The organism is Pseudomonas iridis (genome assembly GCF_017980685.1).
Lineage (GTDB): Bacteria > Pseudomonadota > Gammaproteobacteria > Pseudomonadales > Pseudomonadaceae > Aquipseudomonas > Aquipseudomonas iridis.
In genome coordinates this window covers 56,106-68,902 of record NZ_JACXXO010000022.1, presented here as the reverse complement: position 1 = coordinate 68,902, position 12,797 = coordinate 56,106, and the positions used below count along the sequence as shown (strand labels likewise).

Genomic DNA, 12,797 nt, shown 5'->3' with positions numbered 1-12,797 from the left:
TTTTCTGGCTTCCCTGCCTGTGACCCAAGTGTCGCTGCGAAGTGCTATTCCTTCGGCTGGCCACCACCGGCGGTGATCACTTGCACGCTCATGCGTGGCGTTGCCAGATCCAGCCCGGCTTCGTCCAGATGTCGTTTCAGGGAAAGGTTAAACGCCCTCGAGACTTCCCACTGTTTGATCGGCGCAGTCTTGAATCGCGCGCGCAGGATCGCACTGCCGGATTCGAAACTTTCCACGCCTTGGATCTCCAGTGGCGACCAGATGTTGCGGCGTTGCAGCGGGTCGGTGCGCATTTTCTGGCCGACGTCGCGCATGAGTTTGATCGCGTCATCGATTTCCATGTTGTACGGCACGGCGACGCGGAAGATCGCGTAGCCGAATTCCCGCGAGTAGTTTTTGATGCTTTTGATTTCGCTGAACGGGATGGTGTGGACGATGCCGTCGATGTCGCGCAGGCGTACGGTGCGGATGGTCAGGCCTTCGACGGTGCCGAGGTGGCCGCCGACATCGACGTAGTCGTCGATGGCCAGCGAGTCTTCGATGATGATGAACAGGCCGGTGATCAAATCCGCGACCAGAGACTGCGCGCCGAAACCGATGGCCAGACCGATGACACCGGCACCGGCCAGCAGTGGCGTGACGTTCATGCCCATGTTCGCCAGAGCGACGATCAGCGCGATGATGAAAATCGTCACGAACAGCACGTTGCGGATCAGCGGCATCATGGTTTGTGCGCGTGCGTTGGCCAGGCCTTTGCGCGAGCGGGTGAGGGCGTGGTGCACGGCGGTGTCGGCGAGGATCCAGATCAGCCAGGAGAAAATCAGTGTGCCGATCAGGCTGAACAGTTTGACGCTGATGTCATGGCCGTCACCTTCGGCGAAACCGATCAGCGACTGGCCCCAGACACGCAGGCCGAGTTCGATGAATACCAGCCACACAAACAGATGCGCGAGGGTATAGAAGAAGTTTTTCAGGCGTTCGGAATAGAGCGCGTGGCGTTTCGGCCCGCGTTGCGGTTTGAGTGAATGACGGCGGACGAGGCCATTTATCACCATGCACAACACCAGCAGCACGGTGCAAATCAGCGACTGGCGCAGCGCGGTGCTGGTGTCGCCGGCGGAAACGAAAGTGGCGAACAGCGAGATGCCGACCAGCACCAGCGCTGGCACGTACCAGAAGGTGCCGAGGATTTCGATGGTGTCGCTGAGGGCGCGGCGGGTCAGGCGGCGGGACAGCGGCTGGTTGCGAATCAGGTGCGCTATCGGCCGGCGGAAACGCAGGATGAACAATCCGGTCGACAGCGCAGCGAGGACATTGGCGATGGTCGCGGCAGTGTGCGCCAGATGCACGCCGAGTCCTTCGACCAGTCGCGGGTCGCTCAGGGCTTCACCGAACGCGGCGAAGCTGCCGATCAGCCACAGCGGCCGAAACGCCTGATGGCGCAGGATGTACAACGCGCGATGGCGGTGCGGGCCGTCGAGCAGGGAAAAGGCGATGACGCAGATCGCCGAGAAGCAGGTGCCGACCACCAGCGCATAGGCCAATAGCATCGCCAGGCTTTTGCCCAGTGACGATGGCAGCGCGTAGCTCATGTAAACGGTGATCACCAGGGCGATCAGCCACGGCCCGAGTTTGCGCAAAGCGAAGCGCAACATGTCGAGGGCCCTGGGGTGTTGTGGCAGTTCTTCGGTGAGACCGAAGCGCATGCGTACGCGATGACCGAGCCAGATCAGCGCAGCGGCGAGCAGGCTCCAGACCATCAGAATGATGGCGAAGGCAAAGATGATGGGCAGCCATTCGCTGGCCGGCAATATCAGCGCCTTGAACTCATCCTTGGCCAGATCGAACTCGCTGGACCAGCGCGTCACCGGGCTGTCGGCGCCGGAGAACTGCTTCTCGAAATTGCTCAGTGTGCCGCCAATCAGGCCGAGCACGCCTTGTTCAGGTGAGGCCTGGGCTTTTTTCGTGGCGTCGCGAAGTTTCTTCAGATCGGTCAGCAACTGCGCGCGCTGCTTGTCGTTTTCCAGCGACTTGATGACTTCGTCGAGGGACTGCCCGAGCGGTTCCTGGGCTTCGGGCTGCGCCTTGCCGGTGTTGAGCAGGCCCGGCAGACCGACCGCGTGGGCAGGCGCCACTGGCAGCAACGTCATCAGGCAGATGAGGAAAATACAGGGCAGAGCAAACAGACGAGCAAACACTAGGCGGTCAACCTCGCAAGGGGCGGATTCGCTGAAGTGTACGAGCCCGCCGAAAGCAATGCGAGCCGGGCGCGGGTTTATTCGTTGAGTTTGGCGAGGATCTTGTAGATCACGGTGGCGAGGATTGTCAGCATGCCGATCCACATCGCGAACACCCCCGCGTTCTTGTCGCGGAAGTTGAAGCCGATGGCCAGCAGGATCATTCCGCACAGGATGGGAATGAGCATGGCGTGGAAAGAGGACATCGAGATCATGGTGACTGCCTTGTCAGAAGGGATGATTTGAGTCTAGGTCGATTTTGCGTCAGGAGTGTTGATCTACGTAGGAGCTGCCGCAGGCTGCGATCTTTTGATCTTAAAAACAACATCAAAAGATCGTCCGATCGCGGCCCGAGCCTTCGGCAGCTCCTACAGGGGGGGGCACGGTCGTCGCGCAGGATCAGGGCAATTCGCGGCAGGCGTAGAACGCGCTCAGCACTTTGACCAGGTGCGCCAGGTCATGGCTGCCGCACAGTTCGCGGATCGAGTGCATGGCGAACGTCGGCAGGCCGATGTCGACGGTGCGCACGCCCAGGTGGCTGGCGGTGATCGGGCCGATGGTCGAGCCGCAGCCCATGTCGCTGCGCACCACGAAGCTTTGCACTGGTACTTCTTCAGCCATGCACAGGTGACGGAAGAACCCGGCGGTTTCGCTGTTGGTGGCGTAGCGCTGGTTGCTGTTGACCTTGATCACCGGGCCGGCGTTGAGTTTCGGGCCGTGGTTGGCGTCGTGTTTGTCGGCGTAATTGGGGTGCACGCCGTGGGCGTTGTCGGCCGAAACCAGCAGGGATTTCTGAATGGTGCGGACGAACTCGTCACCTTCGGGCAGCAGACGACGCAGGGTCTGTTCGAGCATCGGGCCGTCGGCACCGCAGGCCGAGCAGGAGCCGACTTCTTCGTGGTCGTTGGCGACCAAGACACAGGTCTCGTCGGTTTCGGCAGTGAGCAGGGCTTGCAGGCCGGCGTAGCACGACAGCAGGTTGTCGAGTCGCGCGCCGGCGATGAAGTCACCGTTCAGGCCAATGACTGCAGCACTCTGCGTGTCGTAGAAACTCAGCTCGTAATCGAGCACGACGTCGGCGTTCAGACCATGTTCGCGCGCCAGTTGATCGGTGAGCACGGCACGGAAATCGACGCGTTCGTCACCGGCGAACTGCGCAAGAATCGGCGGCAATTCGGTCTGGGCATTGATCGCCCAGCCCATGTTGGCTTCACGGTTAAGGTGAATGGCCAGGTTGGGGATGATCGCGATGGGCGCCTTGAAGTCGATCAACTGGCTTTCGACTTTACCGTCGCGGCGGAAGGTTACGCGGCCGGCCAGCGAGAGGTCGCGGTCGAACCACGGCGCCAGCAGCGCACCACCGTAGACTTCAACACCCAGTTGCCAGAAGCCCTGGCGTTGCAGTTCCGGTTGCGGCTTGACCCGCAGGCACGGGCTGTCGGTGTGCGCGCCAACCAGACGGATGCCACCGTGCAGCGGCGAGTTGCGGCCCATTTTGATCGCGACAATCGAGGAGTCATTGCGGGTGACGTAATAGCGGCCGTTGGCCTCGGTGGTCCATGGCTCGCGCTCGTCGAGGCGCACAAAACCGGCAGCCTCCAGACGTTGCACCAGGCTGGCGGTAGCGTGGAACGGGGTAGGGGAGGCCTTGAGAAAGTCGATCAGGCCTTGGTTCAACTCTTCGCGCATAAGAAGCTCCAGACAGCAATGGGCGGGAGTTTAACGCATTGACCAGGGAATTGAATCTGAAGCGATCTGTGTAGGAGCTGCCGCAGGCTGTGATCTTTTGATCTTGCTTTTGATTGACGGAACTCAAGATCAAAAGATCGCTGCCTGCGGCAGCTCCTACATGGGGCTTTGCGGGGTTTGTCAGAACGGCGCCGGGCACTCGAAGCGCAGGCGTTCGCCGGTTTGCGGATGGGTGAAGCTGAGCATGCTCGCGTGCAGGCACAGGCGTGGCCAGGCGGCGAGCGCTTGCTCGTGTGCGTAGAGACCGTCGCCGAGCAGCGGATGCCCGATCGACAGCATGTGCACCCGCAATTGGTGCGAACGGCCGGTGATCGGCGTCAGCTCGACGCGACACCAGTCACCGCAACGTTCCAGCACACGCCAGAAGGTCAGCGCATGTTTGCCGAATTCGTGATCGACCACATGACGTGGCTTGGTGGGCGGATCGTAGCGCAGCGGCAGGTCGATGCTGCCACTGTCCAGTTCCGGCTGCCCCCACGCCAACGCGGTGTAGGCCTTTTCGGTTTCGCGGTCGTGAAACTGGCGCGACAGTTCGCGGTGAGTGTCGGCGTCACGGGCGAGCAGAATGATCCCCGAGGTTTCCCAGTCCAGACGGTGGACTATGCGCGCTTCCGGGTAGCCGTTTTCCTGCAGACGGGTAATCAGGCAGTCCTTGTTGTCATCGGCGCGGCCGGGCACCGAGAGCAGCAGGGTCGGTTTGTTGACCACCAGTACGGCAGCGTCCTGATGGAGGATGTGGATGTTGGACAACGGCATTAAAACAGCCTCGTAACAAATGCCAACGGCGGCTCAGAACCATTCCGGGGTCGGAATGGCCCTGAGCCGCCGTAGCGACTGCCGGATCGACTTAACGATCAGGCAGGGTGATGTTGAGTTCCAGAATCGAGCAACTGCCCTGGCTTTCCAGTGCAACATGTACGTCGTCGTTACCGATGTTGACGTACTTGCGGATCACGTCGACCAGTTCCTTCTGCAAGGCTGGCAAGTAATCCGGCGTGCTGCGCTGGCCGCGCTCATGCGCCACGATGATCTGTAGACGCTCTTTCGCTACCGAGGCGGTACTTGGCTTTTTGTTGGCACGAAAGAAGTCAAAAAGGTTCATTACCTACCTCCAAACAGGCGCTCGAAGAATCCCTTCTTCGTAACATCGAGGAAACGATGTTCTTTTTCTTTGCCCAGCAGACGATCAACGGCATCGCTGTAGGCCTGACCGGCATCGCTCTGGTCGTCGAGAATAACCGGGACACCCGAGTTGGAAGCCTTCAGGACAGCCTGGGATTCCGGGATGACACCCAGCAGGGTCACTGCCAGGATTTCCTTCACGTCTTCGACGCCCAGCATTTCGCCATCACTGACGCGCTGCGGGTTGTATCGGGTCAGCAGCAGGTGTTCCTTGATCGGCTCTTCGCCTTGTTCGGCACGACGCGACTTGCTGGCCAACAGGCCGAGCATGCGGTCGGAGTCACGTACCGAGGACACTTCCGGGTTGGTCACGATGATCGCTTCGTCGGCGAAATACATGGCCAGGTGTGCACCTTTCTCGATGCCCGCCGGGGAGTCGCACACCACGAAGTCAAAATCTGCCTTGAGTTGCATCAGGACTTTTTCCACGCCTTCGACAGTCAGCGCGTCTTTGTCGCGGGTCTGACTGGCGGCCAGTACGTAGAGGTTTTCCAGGCGCTTGTCTTTGATCAGGGCCTGTTGCAGGTTGGCTTCGCCGTTGACCACGTTGACGAAGTCATACACCACGCGGCGCTCGCAACCCATGATCAGGTCAAGGTTACGCAAGCCCACGTCGAAGTCGACGATCACTGTTTTGTGGCCGCGCAGAGCGAGGCCGGTACCGATAGCGGCGCTGGTGGTGGTCTTACCCACACCACCCTTGCCGGATGTAACCACGAGAATCTTGGCCAAGGTGTTTCACCCCTAAGGAAGAAGGACTGTTTAGCCCCTGAAAAACATCTCTTGAAAACTACTGCAGTCGGACAGCCTTGGCTGGAATTTGGCTTTTGGCCTTTTTCCTACTTCGTTTGAGCCGTTTTCGCTACGTTTTAGAGATGCTTGGAAAATGCGGCAGTATCCGTTAAAGCCGAATGATGTTCAACACGTCGCCCGACAGGCTGACCTGTACGCCCGAGCCCCACATGGGGTCGCGACGCAAATCTTCGGAAACCTTGTAATGACCGGCGATGGAGATCAGTTCAGCGCTCAATTGCTGACAGAAAATCCGTGCCTTGGTATCGCCCTTCACGCCGGCCAGCGCACGGCCACGCATTGGGCCGTATACATGGATGTTGCCATCGGCGAGAAGTTCCGCGCCCGGACTGACTGACGAAACCACAACCAGATCGCCACCCTGGGCATATATCTGTTGGCCACCACGCACTGGCGTCGTGATGACACGGGTCGGTTTGATGGTCGGCTCTGGCGGTTTTTCCGGCTTCTTTTTGACTTCGACTTCCGGGGTTTCCAGCGGTCGTTCACGGGCGCCGGACGGCGGCAGCACCGGGATGTCGATGGCGATGGCAGCGGCGATGTCTTCGATGCGGCTGGCGCGAATCGCCAGGGTGCGCAGGCCATGTTGACGGCATATGCGCATCAGCCCCGGCAGGTCGACGGCGCCTTCGCCGGGCGGCAGTTTGTCCAGCGCCAGGACCAGCGGTGCATTGCTGAAAAAATTTGGCGCCTGTGCGACTTTGGCGGCCAGTTGCCGATCAAGGCTTTCGAGATCGTTGCGGGACAGCTCCAGCACGGTAATGGCCAGCATGCTGCCCTTCAACTGGAACACGGGATCTTGGTCTGGCGATTGGATTTGGCTCATATCGGCATACAACGGCTTGTCACTAAAAGTGCCGAGACTTATAACGAGAACGCCCGCGAGCCGCAAGCCGGGTCGAACGATGTAGAATGCGCGGCCACTGTATTTACGGAAGCTTTAATGGATCGCCCGCGTTTTCGAAAAGCATTTCTTGCTCCACGCTTCTGGCCGCTCTGGTGCGGTCTGGGGCTTTTGTGGCTGATTGTGCAGTTGCCGTATCCGGCACTGCTGACCATCGGTCGAGTTTTGGGCGCGTTGATGTATCGCGTGGCCGGCGACCGGCGGCGCATCGCCAAACGCAATCTGGAACTGTGCTTCCCGGAAAAGTCCGCCGCCGAGCGCAAGCGTCTGCTCAAGGAAAACTTTGCCTCCACCGGTATCGCCTTTTTTGAAATGGCGATGAGCTGGTGGTGGTCCCGCGAGCGCCTGGCAAAACTGGCGCACATCGAAGGTCTTGAGCATTTGCAGCAGGCGCAGCGCGAAGGCAAAGGCGTGATTCTGATGGCGGCGCACTTCACCACCCTGGAAATCGGCGCGGCGCTGCTCGGCCAGCAACACACCATCGACGGCATGTACCGCGAACACAAGAATCCGTTGTTCGATTTTGTTCAGCGTCGTGGGCGCGAGCGGCACAATCTCGATTCGCTGGCGGTGGAGCGCGACGACGTGCGCGGCATGCTCAAGTTGCTGCGTTCAGGTCGGGCGATCTGGTATGCACCGGATCAGGACTACGGCGCCAAGCAGAGCATCTTCGTGCCGCTGTTCGGCATTCAGGCCGCCACTGTGACCGCGACCAGCAAGTTTGCACGGTTGGGCAAGGCATTGGTGGTGCCGTTTACTCAGGAGCGCCTGGCCGACGGTAGCGGTTACCGCATGGTGATCCATCCGCCGCTGGAAGGTTTCCCCGGTGAGACCGAAGAGGCCGACTGCATCCGCATCAATCAGTGGGTCGAGAGCGCGTTGCGGGCCTGCCCCGAGCAATACCTGTGGGCGCATCGCCGCTTCAAGAGCCGTCCGCCGGGCGAGCCGAAGTTGTACGCCAAACGCGGTTGATTGACCCATCCCCCTAAGCATCATGGAGTGTTGCGATGAGCCCAGCTGAACCGGTCACAGGTTTGATTCTTTCCGGCGGCGGGGCTCGGGCGGCCTATCAGGTAGGGGTGTTGGCGGCGATTGCAGAGTTGCTGCCATTGGGCGCGGACAATCCTTTTCCAGTGATCGTCGGCACCTCGGCCGGGGCGATCAACGCGGTCAGCCTGGCCAGCGGCGCCACCGACTTTCGCGCCGCCATCGAACGCCTCACACTGTTCTGGCAGGGCTTTCGCAGCCATCGCGTGCTGCGCAGTGACTGGCCTGGCGTGATCCATCAGGCCAGTCGGTTTGTCAGCCATAGCTTGCTCGGCATCGGTCGACAAGTGCCCGTGGCGCTGCTCAACAGTTCGCCGCTGCGTGAACTGCTCAATGAAAAACTGCACCTGCCCGGCATTGCCGAATCCATCGCTCAAAAGCAATTGCGCGCCGTGGCGGTGACCGCGTTCGGCTACGAATCGGGGCAAGCGGTGACGTTCTATCAGGGTGGCGGCGTGATCGATGCGTGGCTGCGTCATCGGCGCATTGGCGTGCCGACGCAGTTGTCGGTGGAGCATCTGTTGGCCAGTTCGGCGATTCCGTTGCTGTTCGCGCCGGTGAAGATTGGCGAGGAGTATTTCGGTGACGGCGCGGTCCGCCAATCGGCGCCGATCAGCCCGGCGCTGCACCTGGGCGCGACTCGCGTGCTGGTGGTGGGCGTCAGCGGCAACCCGCGCGGGGTTGATCCGCAGCAGCCGCTGGAACGCACCTACACCGGTCAGCAGCCGACGCTGGCGCAGATCGGCGGGCACATGCTCAACAGCACGTTCATTGACAGTCTGGAGAGCGACATCGAGTTGCTTGAGCGCTTGAACCAGTTCAGTCACCTGATGCCCGATGGCACGCCGACCCGCGCATTGGGCGTGGCGCCAGTGGAGGTGCTGGTGATTTCGCCAAGTCAGCCGATTGATGAGATCGCGGCGCGGCATCGCCAGGAATTGCCGGCGGCGTTGCGGTTGTTCTTGCGTGGTCCGGGTGCGACCAGGACGAGTGGGGCAGGGGTGTTGAGTTATTTGCTGTTCGAGGCGGGGTATTGCAGCGAGCTGATTGATTTGGGGCGGCGGGATGCGTTGGCCAAGCGGGAGGAGCTGTGCCGGTTTCTGGGGCTGTCCGAAGCGGTGGTTCCAGCCTGAGATCGGTGGTGCGGCAATCGCTGGCAAGCCAGCTCCCACAGGGCTTTGCGTCGTAAACAGATTTTGTCTACACCAAAGAACTTGTGGGAGCTGGCTTGCCAGCGATGGCGTCCTTGCAGACGCCACTTATACCCGCATCAGAAGTGGAACTTCACCAGGAAGTTGGTCACGCTCTGATTGGTCTTGAACGCACCGGTGTCGTCGATTCCGTACTTGTCTTTCCAGTAATCGTATTCAACACCGACATACAGCTGCTTCTCGCCATAACTCAACGCCTTGCCCAGGTCGTATTTGACCTGTGGGTTGAAGTGCAGGTTGGCGTGGTAGTCGCCTTTTGAGTTGGAATCGTTGTCGGTCACCCAGTCCATGTAGCCGTCGATCAGGATGTTCGAATTGCCCACCGGCACGGTGTAGGACCACACCGGCGTGATCTGCCAGACGTTGTCACCGGCGCGCGAGCCTTCGGTGTGACGCTGGTAGAAGTTCAGCTGGAAGTAGTCGAAGCCCGGGATGGCCAGGTCGAAGCCCGGACCGATCAGGTAGGACTCGGTGTCACCCTCGCCGAACTCGTAAGTCATCGCCAGCAGGACATCTTTGATCGGGCCGAACTCGATCTTCTGGTCGAGAACCTTGCCCAGCGAGATGCGTGGCTGGAACTCGCCGTAATAGGTGTTCGGACCGTTGTTGAAGTCCTTTTCACCGTTGTAGAAGATCTTGTCGAGGAAGAAGAAGTTGTCCCCGTACTTCCATCCGTCAGCGTGTTCAAAGGTGACGGTCTGCTGGATGCGCGGGTTGACCTGGAAGTCCTTGCCATAGAGGTAAGTCAGGCTGTTGTCCTGCCATTGCAGGAGGCCTTCGGCCATGGCCTGCCCCCCGGCCAGCAAGGATCCCGCAAGCATCAGGCTGGTGCACATACGTTTCATTCGGTTGCTCCCAAAGTAGGTGTTCCACGTTTATTTTTTTGATCGGCGCTCTGGTGTGGCGCCTTTTTTCGTTGCTGCAAAAAGTCATCCGATCGGTCAGCTTGTTTGCTGTTAGCAAGAGCTGAGCCAAGGCTTTTCGAAAAGCAAAAAAACGCCCGTCGGCTGCTGAAAAACAGTCGATTGAGCGTGTTTTCGGGGTGCCTCGGTACTGACCGGGGCCGGGATAAGTTGGCCCGCTGGTCAGGAATTAAATTCGGGCTTTTTTTTAGACCGAATTCAAGAGGCCGCGGAGAATACTGACTCGCAGGCCTCGCCTCAAGTGCCCCGCAACAGAGCACCGACGACAGGCATGGGGCACAGTTGCGGGCCATCTTAGAAGTGCACCTTCACCAGCAGGCTGGCGGTGTTCTGATTGGTGTCGAAGTTATGGCTGTTTTCGACGCCGTATTTGTTCTTCCAGTAGCTGTATTCGGTGCCGACATACAGCTGCTTCTGACTCCAGCCCAAGGCTTTGCCCAAGTCATATTTGATCTGCGGATTGATGTGCAGGTTGGCGTGGTAGGTGCCGCGCGAGTTCTCGTCGTTGTCGACCACCCAGTCCAGATAACCGTCGATCAACAGGTCGGAATTGCCTACCGGAATGCTGTAGGACCAGCCGGGCGTGATCTGCCAGACGCCATCGCCGGGGCGTGGGCCTTCGGTCTGGCGGCGGAAGATGTTCAGGGTGACGTAATTGAAGCCAGGCACTTTGAGGTCGAAGCCGGGGCCGATAAGGTAGGCCTCGCTTTCACCTTCGCCGTATTCGTAGGTCATCGCCAGCAGCACGTCCTTGATCGGGCCGAACTCGATTTTCTGGTCGAAGATCTTGCCGAACGAGAAGCGCGGGGTGAATTCACCGTAGAAGGTGTGCGGGCCTTTGTTGCGGTCTTCCTGGCTGTTGTAGAAGATCTTGTCGACGAACAAAAAGTTGTCGCCGTACTTCCACTTGTCGGCGTGCTCGAAGGTCACCGTCTGCTGGATCGACGGGTTGATCGCGAAGTTCTTGCCGTACAGGTAGCTGAGGCTGTTGGTCTGCCAGAGCAGTAAATCGCCGGCCATGGCCTGGGATGCGGCGAGCAGGCCGCCGCTCAATAGCAAACTCGATTGCGTGCGAATCATCTGTTGCTCCCTCTTGTTTTTATTGTTTGAGGCGCAGAGCTTTCTCCTGTGGGAGCGAGCCTGCTCGCGAAAGCGGTGTATCAGTCAACGAACATGTTGAAGCTGATGACGTCTTCGCGAGCAGGCTCGCTCCCACAGGTTTTGTGGAGACTTCGTTTAGTGCGAGTGCGCGTTACAGTCGTTGATCGCGGCGCGCTCAGCGCCGCCAAGAATGTTGAACAGCAGATTCAGCGTCAGCGCGCTGAGCGTTGCCATGGCGATGCCGCTGTGGGTGATCGGGCTCATCCACATCGGCAGATGTGCGAAGAACTCCGGCCGCACCACCGGGATCAGGCCCATGCCGATGCTCACCGCCACCAGCAACTGGTTGCGTCGGTCACCGATATCGGCTTCCTGAAGGATCTTGATCCCGGTCGCGGCGACCATGCCGAACATCGCAATCGCCGCGCCGCCGAGTACCGCTGAAGGAATCGATGCCACCAGGAACGCGGCTTTGGGCAGCAGGCTCAGGACGATCAGCAAGCCGCCGGCAACGATGGTCACCGAACGGCAGCGCACACCGGTCATCTGCACCAGGCCGATGTTCTGCGCGAATGATGAGTGGGTGAAGGTGTTGAAAAAACCGGCGAAGAACGAGGCGCCGGCATCGCACAGCAGACCGCGACGCAGCATGCGCGGGCAGACTTCCTGGCCGGTGATTTTGCCCAGCGCGAGGAACATCCCGGTGGACTCCACGAAGATGATCACCACCACCAGACACATCGACAGGATCGGTGCGAGTTCGAACTTCGGCATGCCGAAATGCAGCGGAGTGACGAACTGAACCCACGGCGCAGCGGCCATGCCGCTGAGGTCGACCATGCCGATCGCGCCGCAAAGCACGTAGCCCAGGCACATGCCGATCAACACGGAAATGTTTACCCAGAAACCGCGCATGAAGCGGTGGACCAGCAGGATGGTGGCCAGCACCAGTGCGGCAATGGCCAGATAAATCGGAGAACCGAATTGTTCGGCATCAACGCCGCCACCAGCCCAGTTCACGGCCACGGGGAACAGCGACAAACCGATCGAGGTGATGACGGTGCCCGTCACCAGCGGCGGGAAGAAGCGCACGACCTTGGACATGAACGGCGCGATGATCATGCCGAAGAATCCTGCGGCGATCGTCGCACCGAAGATGCCTTGCAGACCGATACCAGGCATGCCGGCCATGGCGACCATGCTGCCGACAGCGGCAAAACTGGCGCCCATCATCACTGGCATGCGAATGCCCATCGGGCCGATACCGAGCGATTGCACGATGGTGGCAATACCGGCGACCAGCAGGTCGGCGTTGATCAGGAAGGCGATTTCTTCACGACTCAGGCCAGCGGCCTGTCCAATGATCAGCGGCACCGCAATGGCACCACCGTACATCAGCAGAACATGTTGCAAACCGACCAGAATCAGTTGCAAAAGGGGCAAACGCTGAATGGCGGGTGCGTCGGGGATGCGCGCTTTGGACAGCTCGGACATGCAACACCTCGGATCTTTTTATTCTTGTGATTAACAGCTGCCGGGTGGCTCACAGCTGTTTCTTTGCATCAGGTCAATCACGTTGCGGCGAATCGCTGGCAAGCCAGCTCCCACACAGGCAGTGCAAACCCTGTGG

The 12,797-nt window shown here is 59.9% G+C and carries 12 protein-coding genes; 2 read left to right on the top strand and 10 right to left on the bottom strand.

Going from position 1 to position 12,797, the window contains the following annotated elements; genetic code table 11:
- Positions 1 to 44: 44 nt before the first annotated feature.
- From IEQ42_RS24980 to minC, 7 genes are all read right to left on the bottom strand, one after another.
- Positions 45 to 2,198 carry a mechanosensitive ion channel family protein gene (locus tag IEQ42_RS24980; protein WP_210705873.1) on the bottom strand — a complete coding sequence of 718 codons (2,154 nt, stop codon included), beginning with the start codon at positions 2,196 to 2,198 and terminating at the stop codon, positions 45 to 47.
- A 77-nt stretch (positions 2,199 to 2,275) separates the two neighbouring features.
- Positions 2,276 to 2,452, bottom strand: coding sequence for a hypothetical protein (locus IEQ42_RS24975; RefSeq protein WP_191627743.1), 177 nt, complete (start codon positions 2,450 to 2,452; stop codon positions 2,276 to 2,278).
- A gap of 184 nt (positions 2,453 to 2,636) precedes the next feature.
- Positions 2,637 to 3,926: a M18 family aminopeptidase gene (locus IEQ42_RS24970; protein WP_150595603.1), complete on the bottom strand. Its 1,290-nt coding sequence runs from the start codon at positions 3,924 to 3,926 to the stop codon at positions 2,637 to 2,639.
- 180 nt (positions 3,927 to 4,106) lie between these two features.
- Entirely contained in the window at positions 4,107 to 4,742 is a 636-nt protein-coding gene (locus IEQ42_RS24965) for an RluA family pseudouridine synthase (RefSeq protein ID WP_016982865.1), read from the bottom strand.
- Between the two features lie 91 nt (positions 4,743 to 4,833).
- Positions 4,834 to 5,088 (bottom strand): cell division topological specificity factor MinE, encoded by a 255-nt coding sequence (minE, locus tag IEQ42_RS24960; protein WP_003223146.1) that lies wholly within the window; start codon positions 5,086 to 5,088, stop codon positions 4,834 to 4,836.
- Complete coding sequence (minD, locus tag IEQ42_RS24955; RefSeq protein ID WP_042558418.1) at positions 5,088 to 5,900, bottom strand: septum site-determining protein MinD; 813 nt, start codon at positions 5,898 to 5,900, stop codon at positions 5,088 to 5,090. Before minD ends, minE begins: the two co-directional genes overlap by 1 nt.
- Before the next feature lie 169 nt (positions 5,901 to 6,069).
- A complete protein-coding gene (minC, locus tag IEQ42_RS24950) occupies positions 6,070 to 6,807 on the bottom strand; it encodes a septum site-determining protein MinC (RefSeq protein ID WP_042558419.1) in 738 nt (245 codons plus the stop codon).
- A gap of 117 nt (positions 6,808 to 6,924) precedes the next feature.
- On the opposite strand from minC, the gene IEQ42_RS24945 reads away from it, so the two are divergent.
- A complete protein-coding gene (locus tag IEQ42_RS24945; RefSeq protein WP_042558420.1) occupies positions 6,925 to 7,857 on the top strand; it encodes a lipid A biosynthesis lauroyl acyltransferase in 933 nt (310 codons plus the stop codon).
- Between the two features lie 35 nt (positions 7,858 to 7,892).
- Positions 7,893 to 9,065 (top strand): patatin-like phospholipase family protein, encoded by a 1,173-nt coding sequence (locus tag IEQ42_RS24940; protein ID WP_210705871.1) that lies wholly within the window; start codon positions 7,893 to 7,895, stop codon positions 9,063 to 9,065.
- 137 nt (positions 9,066 to 9,202) lie between these two features.
- Here IEQ42_RS24940 and IEQ42_RS24935 read toward each other — a convergent pair whose 3' ends face one another.
- The 3 genes from IEQ42_RS24935 to IEQ42_RS24925 form a co-directional block, all read right to left on the bottom strand.
- A complete protein-coding gene (locus tag IEQ42_RS24935) occupies positions 9,203 to 9,988 on the bottom strand; it encodes an outer membrane protein OmpK (RefSeq protein WP_042558422.1) in 786 nt (261 codons plus the stop codon).
- Positions 9,989 to 10,360: 372 nt separating this feature from the next.
- Positions 10,361 to 11,146: an outer membrane protein OmpK gene (locus IEQ42_RS24930; RefSeq protein WP_210705870.1), complete on the bottom strand. Its 786-nt coding sequence runs from the start codon at positions 11,144 to 11,146 to the stop codon at positions 10,361 to 10,363.
- Positions 11,147 to 11,302: 156 nt separating this feature from the next.
- Positions 11,303 to 12,661 carry a nucleobase:cation symporter-2 family protein gene (locus IEQ42_RS24925; RefSeq protein ID WP_042558424.1) on the bottom strand — a complete coding sequence of 453 codons (1,359 nt, stop codon included), beginning with the start codon at positions 12,659 to 12,661 and terminating at the stop codon, positions 11,303 to 11,305.
- Positions 12,662 to 12,797: the final 136 nt, after the last annotated feature.

Coding starts and splice junctions, on each gene's coding strand:
- IEQ42_RS24975 (WP_191627743.1), bottom strand. CDS start 2,452: ATGATCTCGATGTCCTCTTTCCACGCCATGCTCATTCCCATCCTGTGC.
- IEQ42_RS24970 (WP_150595603.1), bottom strand. CDS start 3,926: ATGCGCGAAGAGTTGAACCAAGGCCTGATCGACTTTCTCAAGGCCTCC.
- IEQ42_RS24965 (WP_016982865.1), bottom strand. CDS start 4,742: ATGCCGTTGTCCAACATCCACATCCTCCATCAGGACGCTGCCGTACTG.
- minE (WP_003223146.1), bottom strand. CDS start 5,088: ATGAACCTTTTTGACTTCTTTCGTGCCAACAAAAAGCCAAGTACCGCC.
- minC (WP_042558419.1), bottom strand. CDS start 6,807: ATGAGCCAAATCCAATCGCCAGACCAAGATCCCGTGTTCCAGTTGAAG.
- IEQ42_RS24945 (WP_042558420.1), top strand. CDS start 6,925: ATGGATCGCCCGCGTTTTCGAAAAGCATTTCTTGCTCCACGCTTCTGG.
- IEQ42_RS24940 (WP_210705871.1), top strand. CDS start 7,893: ATGAGCCCAGCTGAACCGGTCACAGGTTTGATTCTTTCCGGCGGCGGG.
- IEQ42_RS24935 (WP_042558422.1), bottom strand. CDS start 9,988: ATGAAACGTATGTGCACCAGCCTGATGCTTGCGGGATCCTTGCTGGCC.
- IEQ42_RS24930 (WP_210705870.1), bottom strand. CDS start 11,146: ATGATTCGCACGCAATCGAGTTTGCTATTGAGCGGCGGCCTGCTCGCC.
- IEQ42_RS24925 (WP_042558424.1), bottom strand. CDS start 12,661: ATGTCCGAGCTGTCCAAAGCGCGCATCCCCGACGCACCCGCCATTCAG.